Origin of the sequence: Aquitalea sp. ASV11 (assembly GCF_016429185.1) — a bacterium.
In the GTDB taxonomy this organism is placed as follows: Bacteria; Pseudomonadota; Gammaproteobacteria; order Burkholderiales; family Chromobacteriaceae; genus Aquitalea; species Aquitalea pelogenes.
On record NZ_JAELUD010000088.1, the window covers coordinates 1 to 15106 of the forward strand.

16 protein-coding genes and 1 pseudogene are annotated in these 15106 nt (G+C 59.1%); 14 read left to right on the forward strand and 3 right to left on the reverse strand.

The genetic code is table 11. The features are described 5' to 3' along the window. The 3 genes and pseudogenes from JHD62_RS19205 to JHD62_RS19215 form a co-directional block, all read right to left on the reverse strand. Positions 1–198, reverse strand: a pseudogene (locus JHD62_RS19205) (Tim44 domain-containing protein); the annotation flags it as partial. A gap of 50 nt (positions 199–248) precedes the next feature. Next, on the reverse strand, positions 249–950 hold the full coding sequence (tsaA, locus tag JHD62_RS19210; RefSeq protein ID WP_199104239.1) for a tRNA (N6-threonylcarbamoyladenosine(37)-N6)-methyltransferase TrmO: 702 nt from the start codon (positions 948–950) through the stop codon (positions 249–251). 138 nt (positions 951–1088) lie between these two features. After that, entirely contained in the window at positions 1089–1838 is a 750-nt protein-coding gene (locus tag JHD62_RS19215) for a GNAT family N-acetyltransferase (RefSeq protein WP_199104240.1), read from the reverse strand. Positions 1839–2186: 348 nt separating this feature from the next. On the opposite strand from JHD62_RS19215, the gene mnmG reads away from it, so the two are divergent. The 14 genes from mnmG to glmU all read left to right on the forward strand — a co-directional run bounded on the left by mnmG (position 2187) and on the right by glmU (position 14876). Continuing rightward, positions 2187–4079 carry a tRNA uridine-5-carboxymethylaminomethyl(34) synthesis enzyme MnmG gene (gene mnmG, locus JHD62_RS19220; protein WP_199104241.1) on the forward strand — a complete coding sequence of 631 codons (1893 nt, stop codon included), beginning with the start codon at positions 2187–2189 and terminating at the stop codon, positions 4077–4079. Positions 4080–4094: 15 nt separating this feature from the next. Next, positions 4095–4721: a 16S rRNA (guanine(527)-N(7))-methyltransferase RsmG gene (gene rsmG, locus JHD62_RS19225; protein WP_045847696.1), complete on the forward strand. Its 627-nt coding sequence runs from the start codon at positions 4095–4097 to the stop codon at positions 4719–4721. Then, positions 4718–5509 (forward strand): ParA family protein, encoded by a 792-nt coding sequence (locus JHD62_RS19230; RefSeq protein WP_199104242.1) that lies wholly within the window; start codon positions 4718–4720, stop codon positions 5507–5509. The genes rsmG and JHD62_RS19230 overlap by 4 nt, the downstream gene beginning before the upstream one ends. A 4-nt stretch (positions 5510–5513) precedes the next feature. Further along, a complete protein-coding gene (locus JHD62_RS19235; protein WP_199104243.1) occupies positions 5514–6371 on the forward strand; it encodes a ParB/RepB/Spo0J family partition protein in 858 nt (285 codons plus the stop codon). A gap of 92 nt (positions 6372–6463) precedes the next feature. Further along, the gene (locus JHD62_RS19240; RefSeq protein WP_045847699.1) at positions 6464–6823 is read left to right on the forward strand and encodes an ATP synthase subunit I; all 360 of its coding nucleotides are present in this window, start codon (positions 6464–6466) and stop codon (positions 6821–6823) included. Positions 6824–6837: 14 nt separating this feature from the next. Beyond that, complete coding sequence (atpB, locus tag JHD62_RS19245) at positions 6838–7656, forward strand: F0F1 ATP synthase subunit A (protein ID WP_062787388.1); 819 nt, start codon at positions 6838–6840, stop codon at positions 7654–7656. A gap of 89 nt (positions 7657–7745) precedes the next feature. Further along, on the forward strand, positions 7746–8027 hold the full coding sequence (atpE, locus tag JHD62_RS19250; RefSeq protein ID WP_045847701.1) for a F0F1 ATP synthase subunit C: 282 nt from the start codon (positions 7746–7748) through the stop codon (positions 8025–8027). Between the two features lie 53 nt (positions 8028–8080). Next, the gene (locus tag JHD62_RS19255) at positions 8081–8551 is read left to right on the forward strand and encodes a F0F1 ATP synthase subunit B (protein ID WP_199104244.1); all 471 of its coding nucleotides are present in this window, start codon (positions 8081–8083) and stop codon (positions 8549–8551) included. A gap of 7 nt (positions 8552–8558) precedes the next feature. Then, positions 8559–9095 carry a F0F1 ATP synthase subunit delta gene (locus JHD62_RS19260; RefSeq protein WP_199104245.1) on the forward strand — a complete coding sequence of 179 codons (537 nt, stop codon included), beginning with the start codon at positions 8559–8561 and terminating at the stop codon, positions 9093–9095. An 8-nt stretch (positions 9096–9103) separates the two neighbouring features. Continuing rightward, entirely contained in the window at positions 9104–10648 is a 1545-nt protein-coding gene (gene atpA / locus JHD62_RS19265) for a F0F1 ATP synthase subunit alpha (RefSeq protein ID WP_045847704.1), read from the forward strand. A gap of 39 nt (positions 10649–10687) precedes the next feature. Further along, a complete protein-coding gene (gene atpG, locus JHD62_RS19270) occupies positions 10688–11554 on the forward strand; it encodes a F0F1 ATP synthase subunit gamma (RefSeq protein WP_045847705.1) in 867 nt (288 codons plus the stop codon). A 43-nt stretch (positions 11555–11597) separates the two neighbouring features. Further along, the gene (gene atpD, locus JHD62_RS19275) at positions 11598–12992 is read left to right on the forward strand and encodes a F0F1 ATP synthase subunit beta (RefSeq protein ID WP_045847706.1); all 1395 of its coding nucleotides are present in this window, start codon (positions 11598–11600) and stop codon (positions 12990–12992) included. A 15-nt stretch (positions 12993–13007) separates the two neighbouring features. Next, the gene (locus tag JHD62_RS19280; protein ID WP_045847707.1) at positions 13008–13430 is read left to right on the forward strand and encodes a F0F1 ATP synthase subunit epsilon; all 423 of its coding nucleotides are present in this window, start codon (positions 13008–13010) and stop codon (positions 13428–13430) included. An 81-nt stretch (positions 13431–13511) separates the two neighbouring features. Continuing rightward, a complete protein-coding gene (glmU, locus tag JHD62_RS19285) occupies positions 13512–14876 on the forward strand; it encodes a bifunctional UDP-N-acetylglucosamine diphosphorylase/glucosamine-1-phosphate N-acetyltransferase GlmU (RefSeq protein ID WP_199104246.1) in 1365 nt (454 codons plus the stop codon). Positions 14877–15106: the final 230 nt, after the last annotated feature.

Genomic DNA, 15106 nt, shown 5'->3' on the forward strand with positions numbered 1-15106 from the left:
GGGCTGGGCTTGCGGCGCAGCCTGCGGAGCAGGTGCCGGAGCCGGCATCGGAGTGGGCTGCTGGTAGCTTTTGGTCGGGGCCGAGCGGCGCATGCCGGCGCTCTTGCCTCCGCCCAGGCGTGCGGCTTCCGCAAACGGTGCCGCCAGGACAGAAACCAGGGTGAAGGCGAGCATGATCGTCTTCGCGCGAGGTGTCATGATTTTATTCTCCAGAGTAAAGGGCTCCGGTGTGACCGGAGCATGGAAGTTTAGTTCGGGGCAAGCGGCTGGATTTCAAGCACGTGGGCATGGTTATCCCGGATGCAAAAGCGGATGTTGTAGTCATAAAGCCGCACGCCGTAGATGCGTTCCGGGTCGTGCTGATAGGCCGGGCGCGGGTCTTGTGCCAGTACTTGTTCAATCAGCTGTGCCAGGCCCGGCGGCGCAGAGGGCAGGGCGGCCAGCTGTTGCAGCGCCGGCTGGCTCCAGCATATTTCCAGGCTGGGCGGCGGGCCGTCGACAAAGCCGCCGCGTGCTTCCGGGTGGGCCTCCACAAACGGGATATAAGGTTTGATGTCCAGCACCGGCGTGCCATCCAGCAAGTCCGCGCCCTCCAGATGCAGCCACACGCCATGTGTGGTATCGATGCCGCGCAGCGCCACCAGCGACAGGCCCAACGGATTGGGCCGGTGGGTGGAACGGCTGGCAAACACGCCCACCTTGGCATTGCCACCCAGCCGTGGCGGGCGTACCAGCGGCTGCCAGCCGCGCTGGGCGGTCTGGTGGAAGACGAAGCTGATCCAGACATGGGAGAAGGCTTCCAGCCCGCGCACGGTGTCGGGGTGATTGAATGGCGGCAACAGCTCGATCTGGATGTCGGCAGCGGGGGCCAGCGCCGGCTGGCGCGGGATGCCGAATTTTTCCTTGTAGGGCGAATGGACGATGCCCACCGGGTGAAATGCGTAGCTCATGGCGGGATTGTAGCCGGGTTCCGGCTGGCTGATCCTGCTTAATCTGCCAGACAGTTCGGCTTGGCAAACAGAACAGCCCGGCCGAACGGGGGCTTCGGTCGGGCTGATGACAGCGACAGCGCTGTGCAGGCTGGGGAATCAGCCTACGAAGTGACGGTTGTAGCGGCCGGTCAGGCGGCTCATCGGCAGCAGCATGAAGAAGTCTGCGCAGTTGAAGTCCGGGTCCCAGGCCGGTTCACCGCAGATGAAGGCCCCGGCGCGCAGATAGCCCTTGATCAGCGGCGGCATCGGCGAGGAGGGCGCATCGTCGTGAATGCGGTCCAGCGGTAGCGGCAGGTGCGGGAACACACGCCATTCGGCCGGACTGAGGTGGCTGGATTCCAGCTGGCGGTACAGGCTGACAGCCTGATGTCCACCATCGGCCAGGCTTACGCTGGCGCAGCCTGCCAGGTAGGCAGCGCCTTTTTTCTGTACGTAGTCGGCCAGGCCGGACCACAGCAGGGCAATCACACCGCCGCTGCGAAAATCCTTGTGTACGCAAGAGCGGCCCACTTCAATCAGGCTGTCGCGCAGGTTGTCCAGCCGGGTGAGGTCGAATTCGTGTTCGGAATACAAGGACGGGGCGCGGCGTGCCATGTCAGGCGGCAGCATGCGGTAGGTACCCACCACCAGGCCGCTGTTGGCATCTTCCACAATCAGATGGTCACACAGGGCGTCGTACTCGTCGCAATCAATACCCAGGGCCTGCGATGACAGCTCGGCACCCATTTCACCGGCAAATACGTCAAAGCGCAGTTTCTGAGCGCGGCGGATGTCTTCGGCCGTTTCTGCTACACGCACGCCCAGTTTCAGCTGGCGGCGGCTACTGATGCTTTCATTCAGTTGCATGACTTACTCCCCTGGCGGATATGCGAACGGGCTTGTTGTATTGATCCGGAATGCTAGCCTTGCTGTGGTGTGCTGCCAGTCAGCCATTTCCGGATACGGGCACGGCAACTCCTTCATTTGGCAGTAGCTTTTCGCTTGGCCGGCCTTGCAACACATGCTAGTGATGGAGTTTGACGCAGACATTTCGCGCATATGACTTGTGGATGACCGGCGTTTGAACTGCCGGTTACAGCAGGGGCGAAACAAATCAATGACTTATCATGCAATCGGTTTTGCCGTAGAATAGGCCGTTTTTCCTGCACGCTTCGCCCTGCCTGCTTCTTGCGCACGGGCTTCCGAGTACAGCCGATGATTTATCCCACACAGTTTGACGTGATCGTGGTTGGCGGCGGACACGCCGGCACCGAGGCCGCGCTGGCCGCCGCCCGCATGGGCCGCGCCACGCTCCTGCTTACCCACAATATCGAGACCCTTGGTCAGATGTCGTGCAACCCGTCTATCGGTGGCATCGGCAAGGGGCATCTGGTTAAAGAGGTGGATGCGCTGGGTGGCGCCATGGCGCTGGCCACCGACATCGGTGGTATCCAGTTCCGCACCCTCAATGCCTCCAAGGGCCCGGCGGTACGTGCCACCCGTGCGCAGGCCGACCGCATTCTGTACAAGGCGGCCATCCGCGAAATGCTGGAGAATCAGCCCAATCTGACGCTATTCCAGCAGCCGGTGGATGATTTGCTGATCGAGGGTGATCAGGTGGCCGGTGCCATCACCGCCATCGGCATCGTGTTCCGTGCCCGCACCGTGGTGCTGACGGCCGGTACTTTCCTGTCCGGCAAAATTCACGTTGGCCTGGAAAACTACACCGGTGGCCGCGCTGGCGATCAGGCAGCCTCCACGCTGGGTGCGCGCCTGCGCGAGCTGGATTTGCCGGTGGGTCGTCTGAAAACCGGCACGCCGCCGCGTATTGATGGCCGCAGCATCGATTTTTCGGTGATGGAAGAACAGCCGGGGGATACGCCCGAGCCGGTGTTCTCCTACCGTGGCCAGCGCAGCATGCATCCCAAGCAGTTGCCGTGCTGGATTACCCACACCAATCAGCAAACCCACGACATCATCCGTTCCGGCTTCGAGCGCAGCCCGATGTTTACCGGCGTGATTGAAGGGGTGGGCCCGCGTTACTGCCCATCCATCGAAGACAAGATCAACCGTTTTGCCGACAAGGACAGCCACCAGGTATTCCTGGAACCGGAAGGCCTGACCACGCACGAGTTCTACCCCAACGGGATTTCCACCAGCTTGCCGTTTGATATCCAGCTGGCGGCGGTGCGTTCCATCCGTGGGATGGAAAACGCCCACATCCTGCGGCCGGGCTATGCCATCGAATACGATTACTTCGACCCGCGCGGCCTCAAATCCACGCTCGAAACCAAGTCCATCAAGGGCCTGTTCTTTGCCGGGCAGATCAACGGCACCACCGGTTACGAAGAAGCCGCAGCGCAAGGCCTGCTGGCCGGCCTGAATGCCGCCCTGTATTCGCGCGATGAAGAAGGCTGGTGTCCGCGTCGCGACGAGGCCTACCTGGGAGTGCTGGTGGACGACCTCATCACCAAGGGCGTGTCCGAGCCCTATCGCATGTTTACCAGTCGTGCCGAATTCCGCCTGCAACTGCGCGAGGACAATGCCGACTTGCGCCTGACCGAAATGGGCCGCAAGCTCGGCCTGGTTGGCGATGCGCAGTGGGATGCCTTCTGTCGCAAGCGCGACGCAGTGGAAGCCGAAACCGCCCGCCTGAAGACCACCTGGCTGCATCCGGCCAAGCTACAGGATGCCGCTGCGCTGGAAGCCCTGCTGGGCAAGGGTATCGAGCGCGAGTACAACCTGTTCGACCTGCTCAAGCGCCCCAATGTCGCTTACCGCGAGCTGATGACCCTGCCGGAAGCCGCAGGTGGCGTGGCGGATGACGTGGTTGCCGAGCAAGTGGAAATTCAGGTCAAATATCAAGGCTATATCAACCGTCAGAACGAAGAACTGGCGCGCCGTGACAACCTGGAAGACGTCCGCCTGCTCGCCGACATCGACTTCGGCCTGGTCAAGGGCTTGTCCAAGGAAGTGCAGCAAAAACTGAATCAGCAGCGCCCGGAAACCCTGGGTCAGGCTTCGCGCATCCAGGGCATCACCCCGGCGGCGGTTGCCCTGCTGATGGTGCATCTGAAGCGCGGCTTTGCCGACGCCAAAACCGAATAATTGCAAGCCAAGCGCATGACACATACTGCAGAACTGAAACAAGGGCTGGAACAGCTGGCCCTGGGCCTGACCGAACAACAGCTGGCCTTGCTGGACGGCTATCTGAACCTGCTGGCCAAGTGGAACCACACTTACAACCTGACCGCTGTGCGCGAAGAGCAGCGCATGGTCAGCTACCATCTGCTGGACAGCCTGTCGCTGGTACCGCACCTGAACGGTGGCACCCGCCTGCTGGATGTGGGCTCTGGTGGCGGCATGCCGGGCATTCCCGCGGCCATCGCCCGTCCCGACCTGCAAGTGGTGGTGCTGGATGCCAACCACAAGAAAACCACCTTCCTGCGCCAGGCCGTCATCGAATTGGGTCTCACCAATGTCGAGGTGGTGACCAGCCGCGTCGAGGCCTACCAGCCGGAACACAAGTTCGATCGCATCACCAGCCGTGCCTTTGCGGAACTGGCCGAGTTTGTCCGCCTCACCCCGCACCTACTGGCCGACGGTGGTCAATACCTGGCCATGAAGGGTGTGTATCCTTACGAAGAAATCTCGCTGCTGCCGGAAACGGTAGCGGTAGCCGAAGTACTACCGGTGTCGGTGCCCGGTCTGGACGCCGAACGCCATCTGGTGAGAATGGTGGCTAAATGAATGCACGCGTGATCGCGGTTGCCAATCAGAAAGGTGGGGTCGGCAAGACCACCACCGTGGTCAACCTGGCCGCAGGTCTGGCCGAGCTGGGCCGCAGGGTGTTGATTGTCGACCTCGACCCGCAGGGCAATGCCACTATGGGTAGCGGCATTGCCAAGCAGACGCTGGAGCGTTCCGTCTACCACGTGCTGCTGGGCGATGCCTCGGTGGAAGAGGCGCGCCAGCCGGCCAAAGAAGGCGGCTACCATGTGCTGCCGGCCAACCGCGACCTGGGCGGGGCCGAACTGGAACTGGTGAACGAACTGGCGCGTGAAGCCCGGCTGAAGAATGCCCTGAGCGCAGTGGAAGACCAGTACGACTATGTGCTGATCGACTGCCCGCCCTCGCTCAATCTGCTCACCCTCAACGGCCTGGTGGCGGCCAACAGCGTGCTGATTCCCATGGTGTGCGAATACTATGCGCTGGAAGGACTGTCCGATCTGGTTACCACCTTGCGCAAGGTGCGCGTGGCGGTGAATCCGCGTATCGAAATCATGGGCCTGCTGCGCACCATGTTCGATGCACGTAGTAATCTTTCACAGCAGGTGTCCGAACAACTGGCCAGCCACTTTGGCAACAAGGTGTTCGAAACCGTCATCCCGCGCAATGTGCGCCTGGCCGAAGCACCCAGCCATGGCTTGCCAGGGCTGGTCTACGACCGTAATGCCCGTGGCGCGCAAGCCTATCTCACGCTGGCACAGGAACTGACTGCCCGCCTCGAACCCGCAACTGCAACTCCATCTGTCTGACAACATGGCCAAACTCAAAGGACTCGGGCGCGGTCTAGACGCGCTCCTCGCCACCAGCACGGTGGCGGATGACCGCCTCACCACGCTTTCCATCGACCTGATCCGTCCCGGCAAATACCAGCCGCGCAGCCATATGGACGAGGCCGCGCTGGACGAGCTGGCGGCCTCCATACGTGCGCAAGGCGTGATCCAGCCGGTCGTGGTACGTGAAATCGGCCTCGGAGAATACGAGCTGATTGCCGGTGAGCGTCGCTGGCGCGCAGCCCGCAAGGCAGGGCTTGCCGACGTGCCGGCGGTGGTAAAGACCGTGGCCGACGAAGCTGCCCTGGCCATGGCGCTGATTGAAAACATCCAGCGCCAGGAACTGGATCCCATCGAAGAAGCACATGGCCTCAAGCGCCTGATCAGCGAATTCGGCCTGACGCATGAAAGCGCGGCTGATGCGGTGGGCCGTTCACGCAGTGCAGTGTCCAATTTGCTGCGCCTGTTGGCGCTGCCCGAGCCGGTACAGGCACTGCTGCATCAGGGACGACTGGAAATGGGTCATGCCCGCGCACTGCTGGCCCTGCCGGTGGTGCAGCAGCTGGAGCTGGCGCACGAGGCAGTGGAAAAGGGCTGGTCAGTGCGCGAAGTGGAACGTCGTGTCCAACAATTGTCTGACCAAAAAACCACACCACAGGTAGCACAAAGGCGTGTCGATCCGGACATTGCCCGCCTGGAACAAGAGGTGTCGGAACGCATTGGTGCCAAGGTCAGCATCCGCCACGGTGCACGCGGGCAGGGGCGTTTGCAGGTGGAGTATGCCAATCTGGACGACCTGGAACGCTTGCTTGAAAAACTTCAAGCAAAATCAAGCAAATGATTTTATGTTGCACTGCAATGGTGCGGGTGATGTTCAGTTTGACGCAAATCAAGCGCTCAGCCTATAATCGAGCGATTTTTTAAGTGTCGGACATGCAAAATCCGGAAGTCGGGCGCGTACTGCGCCTGCAAGCAAAACTGCTTGTAGTGGCTGTACTACTTGGTGCCGTGCTAAGCGCCGGCACCGTTGTTGTTCCGGTGTCGGTTCTGCTTGGGGGGCTGTCGGCGCTCATTCCCGCCGCAGTGTATGCAAGAATCGCCTACGCCAAGCGGCATGTCCCACCTGCGGTGCTGATGAAGGCGCACTTCAAGGCTGAGGCAGTCAAATTCATTCTGACTGTCTTAATGTTTGGTGCATCTTTGGTGTTTTTCAAGGATTTATCGGTAGTGGGTTTGCTGGCAGGCTTTTTCGCCACGGTGTCCGGCTACTGGTTAGGGCTTCTAATCAAATAATTGAGAAAAGAGCGATGGCAAGCAACGCAATTGAGTACATTAATCACCACCTTACGTTCTGGAATTCCGATCCGTCCCCGGCTCGTGGTTTCTGGAGCCTGCACGTAGACACTTTCTCCGTCTCCCTGTTCCTGGCTTTTGTGTTTGCCGGTGTATTTGCCATGGTGGCCCGTCGTGCCAGCCTGGAAAATCCGGGCAAGCTGCAGTTGTTCGTCGAATCCATCATCGAACTGGTGGATACCCAGGTTAAGGAAATCTTCCATGCCAAGAGCAAAGTCATCGCCCCGCTGGCGCTGACCATCTTCTGCTGGATCTTCCTGATGAACGCAATGGACATGCTGCCGGTTGACCTGCTGCCGAATCTGGCCCAGTGGATCGGCCACACCTTCTTCGGTCTGGAGCCGCATCACATCTACTTCCGTTCGGTTCCGTCCGCTGACGTGAATGCCACCTTCGCCATGTCGCTGTCCGTATTCCTGTGCATCATCGGCTTCTCCATCAAGGCCAAGGGCCTGGGCGGCTGGGGCAAGGAACTGCTGACCGCACCGTTCCACACCCACAACCCGATTGGCGCCATCATCCTGGCCCCGCTGAACTTCATCTTCCAGCTGGTCGAACTGGCCGCCAAGCCGATCTCTCTCTCGCTTCGTTTGTTCGGTAACCTGTACGCCGGCGAACTGATCTTCATCCTGATCGCACTGCTGCCCTGGGGCGCACAGTGGATCCTGGGTGCACCGTGGGCCATCTTCCACATCCTGATCATCACCCTGCAGGCCTTCGTGTTCATGATGCTGACCATCGTGTACCTGAGCCTGGCAGTGGAAGCGCACTAAAGAGTTTGTGGTATCTGTTTTTTTAGAGCTTTACCTTTGTTTTAGTTTTTTTTACCAACCATCCTTGCATAAGTCTTAGGAGATACACAATGGAAGCACTCGTTTCTCAGATTCAGTCGATGACCGCTATCGCAGCTGCTCTGATCATTGGCCTTGGCGCTCTCGGCACTGCTATCGGTTTCGCCATTCTGGGTGGCAAATTCCTCGAGGCCTCCGCCCGTCAACCGGAAATGATCCCGGTTCTGCAAACCAAGCTGTTCATTATCGCCGGTCTGCTGGATGCGATCTCCATGATCGGTGTGGGTGTTGCCATGCTGTACACCTTCAGCAACCCGTTCCTGTCCGCTGCCAAAGCAGCTCTGGGTGGCTAATTTTTAGCCAGTAAACGGTTTGTGTAGAAGTCATTCTCTGGAGGAAAACAAGCGTGGAATTTAACGTAACACTACTGGGCCAGGCGATCACGTTCGCCATCCTGGTATGGTTCACCATGAAGTTTGTTTGGCCTCCGCTTACCAATATGATGGAAGAGCGTGCCAAGCGTATTGCAGACGGCCTGGCCGCTGCAGAACGTGGCAAGCAAGATCTGGAAGCTGCTGAAAAGCGCGTTGCGGACGAAATCCGCAAAGCCAAGCAACAGGCAATGGAAATCATTACTGCTGCTGAGAAGCGTGCCTCCCAGATCGTGGACGAAGCCAAAGACAATGCCAGCACCGAAGGTGCCCGTATTGTGGCTGACGCCAAGGGTCAGATCGATCAGGAAGTGATGCGCGCCAAGGAGGCACTGCGTGAGCAGGTAGCCCAACTGGCCGTTATCGGCGCAGAGAAGATCCTGCGCAAAGAGATCGATGCAGCCAAGCACGCCGACCTGCTTTCCTCCATCAAAGCGGAGTTTTAATTAACTCATGGCAGAACTCATTACCGTCGCAAGGCCCTACGCCGAAGCGGTATACAGCCTCGCCACCGAAACGCGTACGCTGGACCAGTGGTCCGATGCGCTTGCGTGGCTGGCTGCCATGGTGAACAACCCGGATATGGTTGAAGTTGTCACCAATCCGAAACATACCGCAAAAGAGGTTGAGGCGCTGATGCTGGAAGTCCTCGGCGAGCGAGCCAACGAAAGCGTAAAAAACTTTCTGGTCGCCCTGATCGAGAACCACCGCCTGATGCTGCTGCCGCATATCGCCAGTCAGTTTGAACTGTTCAAGGCCGAAGCGGAAAACATCGTTGATGCGCAAGTTGAAACGGCGTTCCCGCTGACTGAAGAACAGAAAGCCGAACTCACCAGCACGCTTTCCAAGCAGTACGGCAAAACCGTACGTCTTGATGTGCGTGACAATGCCGATCTGATCGGTGGTGTGCGCGTGCTGGTCGGTGACGATGTCATCGACAGTTCCGTGCGCGGCAAGCTGCAAGCGATGGCGGCAAGCCTCAAGAATTAGGAGAGATCATGCAGTTGAACCCCTCTGAAATCAGCGATCTGATCAAGGCCAAGATTCAGAACCTGGCTGAAGGCGCTGAAGTCCGTACCAAGGGTACGGTAATTTCCGTGACCGACGGTATCGTTCGTGTCCACGGTCTGGCAGACGTGATGCAGGGCGAAATGCTCGAGTTCCCGGGCAACACCTACGGCCTCGCCATGAACCTGGAGCGCGACTTTGTCGGCGCCGTGGTTCTGGGTGAGTACGAACACATTTCCGAAGGCGACGAAGTCAAGTGTACCGGTCGCATTCTGGAAGTGCCGGTAGGTCCGGAACTGGTGGGCCGTGTTGTCAACGCCCTGGGCCAGCCGATCGACGGCAAGGGTCCGATCAACGCCAAGCTGTCCAGCCCGATCGAAAAGATCGCGCCGGGCGTGATTGCGCGTCAGTCGGTATCCCAGCCGATGCAGACCGGCCTGAAGGCGATTGACTCCATGGTACCGGTAGGCCGTGGCCAGCGTGAGCTGATCATTGGCGACCGTCAGACCGGCAAGACCGCCGTTGCTCTGGACGCCATCATCAATCAAAAAGGCACTGGTGTTGTTTGTATCTACGTTGCCGTAGGTCAGAAAGCATCCTCCATTGCCAACGTGGTACGCAAGCTGGAAGAGCACGGTGCACTGGGTCACACCATCATCGTGGCCGCTACCGCTTCCGAAGCCGCTGCCCTGCAGTTCATCGCCCCGTACTCCGGTTGCGCGATGGGCGAATACTTCCGCGACCGTGGCGAAGATGCACTGATCGTATACGATGACTTGTCCAAGCAAGCCGTTGCCTACCGTCAGATCTCCCTGCTGCTGCGTCGTCCGCCGGGCCGTGAAGCTTACCCGGGTGACGTTTTCTACCTGCACTCCCGTCTGCTGGAACGCGCTTCCCGCATCAACGCGGATGAAGTGGAAAAACTGACCAACGGCGAAGTGAAGGGCAAGACCGGTTCGCTGACCGCACTGCCTATCATCGAAACCCAGGCTGGTGACGTTTCCGCCTTCGTTCCGACTAACGTGATTTCCATTACCGACGGCCAGATCTTCCTGGAATCCGACCTCTTCAACGCAGGTATCCGTCCGGCCATCAACGCCGGTATCTCGGTATCCCGTGTGGGTGGTGCGGCCCAGACCAAGGTCATCAAGAAGCTCGGTGGCGGTATCCGTCTGGCGCTGGCCCAGTATCGTGAACTGGCTGCGTTCTCGCAGTTCGCTTCCGACCTGGACGAAGCTACCCGCAAGCAGCTGCAACACGGTGAAGTGGTTACCGAACTGATGAAGCAGAAGCAGTTCGTGCCGCTGGCCACTGCCGAAATGGCACTGACCCTGTGGGCTGTGAACAAGGGCAGCTACGAAGACGTTCCGGTGAAGAAGGCCCTGGCATTCGAAGCTGAGTTCCTCGCTTACGTCCGTGCGAACCACAGCGACCTGCTGGCCGCCGTTAACGCTTCGGGCGACCTGTCCGGCGACAACGAGAAGGTACTGGCCAAGGCGATGGAATCGTTCAAGGCTGGCTACAGCTTCAACTGAGCCTTTCGACTCACGTCGTAGCTAAAGAAAGGTTCAGGAATGGCAGTCGGTAAAGAGATTCTCACCAAGATCCGAAGCGTGCAAAACACGCAGAAGATCACTCGCGCGATGCAAATGGTGTCAACCTCCAAGATGCGCAAAACGCAAGAGCGTATGCGCGCTGCCCGTCCTTATGCTGAGAAGGTGCGCACGGTTATGGCGCACCTTGCTCAGGCAAACGCGGATCTTGGTCATCCACTGCTTGCACGCCGTGACGTTGTCAAGCGCGCTGGTATCATCCTGGTTTCCTCTGACAAGGGCCTGTGTGGCGGCCTGAACGTGAACTCGTTCAAGCGCTTCTATGCCAAGGTCAAGGAACTGCAGGAACAGAACGTCGAAATCGACGTGTGCTGCCTCGGCCAGAAGGCCGTTGCTGCCTGCCAGCGTGCTCGCCTCAATGTTGTGGCAAGCGCAGTCCAGCTCGGCGATGTGCCGAAGATGGACAAACTAATTGGCCCGCTTACAGTGCTGTTCAAACAGTACGCTGAAGGCGAACTGGACGCGGTTTACATCGTCTACTCCGGTTTCATCAACACGATGAAACAGGAACCGACGCTCGAACAGCTCCTGCCGTTGACTCCGCAACACATGGTGGTGGAGCACTCGCATTCGTGGGATTACCTCTACGAACCGGATGCACCCAGCCTGATGGAGTTCTTGGTCAAGCGTTACCTGGAGTCGGTGGTTTATCAGGCTCTGGCCGAAAATATGGCTTCCGAACAGGCAGCGCGTATGGTGGCCATGAAAGCTGCAACCGACAACGCCGGTAATACGATCAAGCAGCTGCGCCTTGTGTACAACAAGGCCCGTCAAGCGGCAATTACCACTGAGCTGTCTGAGATTGTGGCTGGTGCCGCAGCGGTGTAAGCCGTTACACAGACTGTAAAAGTTAAATGTTTAGGAACCGATAATGAGCCAAGGCAAAATCGTACAAATCATTGGTGCGGTGATCGACGTGGAATTCCCGCGCGACGCCATGCCGAAGGTTTATGATGCCCTGAAGCTGGTTGACGCTGACCTGACGCTCGAAGTCCAGCAACAGCTGGGCGACGGCGTGGTCCGTACCATTGCGATGGGTAGCTCGGACGGCCTGAAGCGTGGCATGGCTGTAGCCAACACCGGCGCACCGATTTCGGTGCCGGTTGGTAGCGCCACTCTGGGTCGCATCATGGACGTACTGGGTAACCCGGTTGACGAAGCTGGTCCGGTGGCTACCGACGCACGTCGCGCCATTCACCAGTCCGCTCCGAAGTTTGACGAGCTGTCTTCCGCTACCGACCTGCTGGAAACCGGCATCAAGGTGATCGACCTGCTCTGCCCGTTTGCCAAGGGTGGTAAGGTTGGTCTGTTCGGCGGTGCCGGTGTAGGCAAGACCGTGAACATGATGGAACTGATCAACAACATCGCGAAGGCCCACTCCGGTCTGTCCGTGTTCGCTGGTGTAGGTGAGCGTACCCGTGAAGGTAACGACTTCTACCACGAAATGAAGGACTCCAACGTACTGGACAAGGTTGCGATGGTGTATGGCCAGATGAACGAGCCGCCGGGCAACCGTCTGCGCGTTGCACTGACCGGTCTGACCATGGCCGAGCATTTCCGTGACGAGAAGGACGCTTCCGGCAAGGGCCGTGACGTTCTGCTGTTCGTAGACAACATCTACCGTTACACCCTGGCCGGTACCGAAGTATCCGCTCTGCTGGGCCGTATGCCTTCCGCAGTGGGTTACCAGCCGACGCTGGCCGAAGAAATGGGCCGTCTGCAAGAACGTATTACTTCGACCAAGGATGGTTCCATTACCTCCATCCAGGCCGTATACGTACCTGCGGATGACTTGACCGACCCGTCTCCGGCTACCACCTTCGCCCACTTGGACGCGACCGTGGTTCTGTCCCGTGACATCGCTGCCCTGGGTATCTACCCGGCCGTTGACCCGCTGGACTCCACTTCCCGTCAGCTGGACCCGCTGGTGGTTGGTGACGAGCACTACTCCGTAGCCCGTGGCGTGCAATCCACGCTGCAGCGCTACAAGGAACTGCGCGACATCATCGCCATTCTGGGTATGGACGAACTGTCCGAGGACGACAAGCTGGTAGTGGCACGTGCGCGTAAGATTCAGCGCTTCCTGTCCCAGCCCTTCCACGTAGCTGAAGTGTTTACCGGTTCCCCGGGCAAATACGTCTCCCTGCGCGATACCATCAAGGGCTTCAAGGCAATTCTCGCTGGCGAATACGACCACCTGCCGGAACAAGCGTTCTACATGGTTGGCGCGATCGAAGAAGCCGCTGAGAAAGCCAAGACCCTTTAATTAAGGAGAGGGCTTATGTCCAAGATGCATGTGGAAGTGGTCAGCACCGAACAACTCATCTACTCGGGTGAAGCCGAGTTCCTGGTCGCTCCGGCGCTGGAAGGTGAGATCGGTGTTTATCCGCGACACGTGCCGCTCCTGACCCGTATCAAGCCCGGTGTGCTGCGCATGACCGTACCGGGCAGCAAGGAAGAAGTGTTGGTGGCTGTCTCCGGCGGCATGCTGGAAGTGCAGCCCACCCACATCACCGTCCTGGCTGATACGGCGATCCGCGGCGAGGATCTCGACGAAGCGCGCGCCAATGAGGCCAAGCGTGCAGCAGAAGAATCTCTGCAGCATGCTACCGACGACCTGAGCACGGCAAAGGCTCACGCTGCCCTGGCAGCCGCCATTGCCCAGCTCAAGGCGCTGGACTACCTCAAGAAGCGTGTGCACTAAAAGCGCGGGAACGATTCGTGTATAGTTGCAGGCTGCCACTTTGTGGCAGCCTTTTTCATTTTTGGTCAGCAAAGAGTTCGCATGGACAGCCTCAATATCGTGATTCTGGCAGCGGGCAAGGGTACCCGCATGTACTCCGCCAAACCCAAAGTTTTGCACCCGATCGGTGGTGCGCCAATGCTCGCCCGCGTCATCGCCACGGCCCGCAGCCTGAATCCGGCGCGGCTGGTGGTGGTATATGGTTTCGGTGGCGATCAGGTCCGCCAGGCTATCAAGGATGAAGACATTGTCTGGGCCGAGCAGGCCGAACAACTGGGTACTGGTCACGCACTGAAAATGGCCTTGCCGGCACTGCCAAGCGAAGGCAAGACCCTGGTGCTGTACGGCGATGTACCACTGACCCGTAGCGAAACCCTGCAACAACTGATTGCTGCTGCTGGTGATGGCATGGCGGTGCTGACCGACGTGCTGGAAGATGCCAGCGGTTATGGCCGCATGCTGCGTGGCAACGATGGCAAACTCAAGGCCATTGTCGAGCACAAGGATTGCACGCCGGAGCAACTGGCCATCCGTGAAATCAATACCGGCATGATGGTGCTGCCCAACCGCCAGCTCTCTGGCTGGCTGCAGGCACTGCGCAATGGCAATGCCCAGGGTGAATATTATCTGACCGACGTGCTGGCACTGGCCGTGGCGGATGGCGTGACGGTGGAAAGCGCCAGCGTTTCGGCTTCGTGGGAGGCTGCCGGCGTGAATAACAAGCTGCAACTGGCCGAGCTGGAGCGCATCCTGCAACAGAACCAGGCGCGCGAGCTGCTGACGGCCGGTGTCACGCTGGCCGACCCGGCGCGTATCGACATCCGTGGCCAATTGCAGCATGGGCGAGATGTCAGCATCGACGTCAATTGTGTGTTCGAGGGCGTGGTGGAGCTGGGTGATAATGTCGAGATCGGTGCCAACTGCGTGCTGAAAAACGTCAAGATCGCGGCAGGCACCCGTATCGCCGCGTTCTCGCATCTGGAAGATGCCGTAGTCGGGGCGGATTGCCGCATCGGCCCGTATGCCCGCCTGCGTCCGGGCGCGGCATTGTCTGACGAAGTGCATGTCGGCAATTTTGTCGAAATCAAGAAGAGCACGGTTGGCCTGGGTTCCAAGGTCAATCACCTTACCTATATTGGCGATGCTGAAATCGGCAGCAAGGTGAATGTGGGCGCCGGTTCTGTCACCTGCAATTACGACGGCGTGAACAAGTTCAAGACGGTCATCCAGGACAATGTGTTTGTCGGTTCCGGCACCTTGATGGTTGCCCCGGTCACGCTGGAAGCCGGTGCTACTGTAGGGGCAGGTTCGGTCATCAGCCGCACCGCCCCGGCCGATACCCTGACCGTGGCACGTGCGCGTCAGGTCAGCATTCCTGGCTGGAAGCGTCCGCAGAAAAAGAGCTGATTCCCGGCAGGATGCACACCATGCCCGCTGCGCTTTCCACAAGAAAGCTCGGCGGGCATTTTCATTTGCCGTCTGTCAGCAAAGCTGTGGCATTTCTTTCGTTGCTGTATAGACCGGAGAGATAGCTGACAGGTGTGCGAGGACATGGGTGACACTTTCGCGAGACCTTTCACTCGCGGAATAAACATGCCCTGGAAAGCCCAAAGCATCATGGATCTGAGAGAAGAGTT

Coding starts and splice junctions, on each gene's coding strand:
- rsmG (WP_045847696.1), top strand. CDS start 4,095: ATGACACATACTGCAGAACTGAAACAAGGGCTGGAACAGCTGGCCCTG.
- mnmG (WP_199104241.1), top strand. CDS start 2,187: ATGATTTATCCCACACAGTTTGACGTGATCGTGGTTGGCGGCGGACAC.
- glmU (WP_199104246.1), top strand. CDS start 13,512: ATGGACAGCCTCAATATCGTGATTCTGGCAGCGGGCAAGGGTACCCGC.
- JHD62_RS19235 (WP_199104243.1), top strand. CDS start 5,514: ATGGCCAAACTCAAAGGACTCGGGCGCGGTCTAGACGCGCTCCTCGCC.
- atpB (WP_062787388.1), top strand. CDS start 6,838: ATGGCAAGCAACGCAATTGAGTACATTAATCACCACCTTACGTTCTGG.
- atpA (WP_045847704.1), top strand. CDS start 9,104: ATGCAGTTGAACCCCTCTGAAATCAGCGATCTGATCAAGGCCAAGATT.
- JHD62_RS19215 (WP_199104240.1), bottom strand. CDS start 1,838: ATGCAACTGAATGAAAGCATCAGTAGCCGCCGCCAGCTGAAACTGGGC.
- JHD62_RS19230 (WP_199104242.1), top strand. CDS start 4,718: ATGAATGCACGCGTGATCGCGGTTGCCAATCAGAAAGGTGGGGTCGGC.
- tsaA (WP_199104239.1), bottom strand. CDS start 950: ATGAGCTACGCATTTCACCCGGTGGGCATCGTCCATTCGCCCTACAAG.
- atpG (WP_045847705.1), top strand. CDS start 10,688: ATGGCAGTCGGTAAAGAGATTCTCACCAAGATCCGAAGCGTGCAAAAC.
- atpD (WP_045847706.1), top strand. CDS start 11,598: ATGAGCCAAGGCAAAATCGTACAAATCATTGGTGCGGTGATCGACGTG.
- atpE (WP_045847701.1), top strand. CDS start 7,746: ATGGAAGCACTCGTTTCTCAGATTCAGTCGATGACCGCTATCGCAGCT.
- JHD62_RS19260 (WP_199104245.1), top strand. CDS start 8,559: ATGGCAGAACTCATTACCGTCGCAAGGCCCTACGCCGAAGCGGTATAC.
- JHD62_RS19240 (WP_045847699.1), top strand. CDS start 6,464: ATGCAAAATCCGGAAGTCGGGCGCGTACTGCGCCTGCAAGCAAAACTG.
- JHD62_RS19280 (WP_045847707.1), top strand. CDS start 13,008: ATGTCCAAGATGCATGTGGAAGTGGTCAGCACCGAACAACTCATCTAC.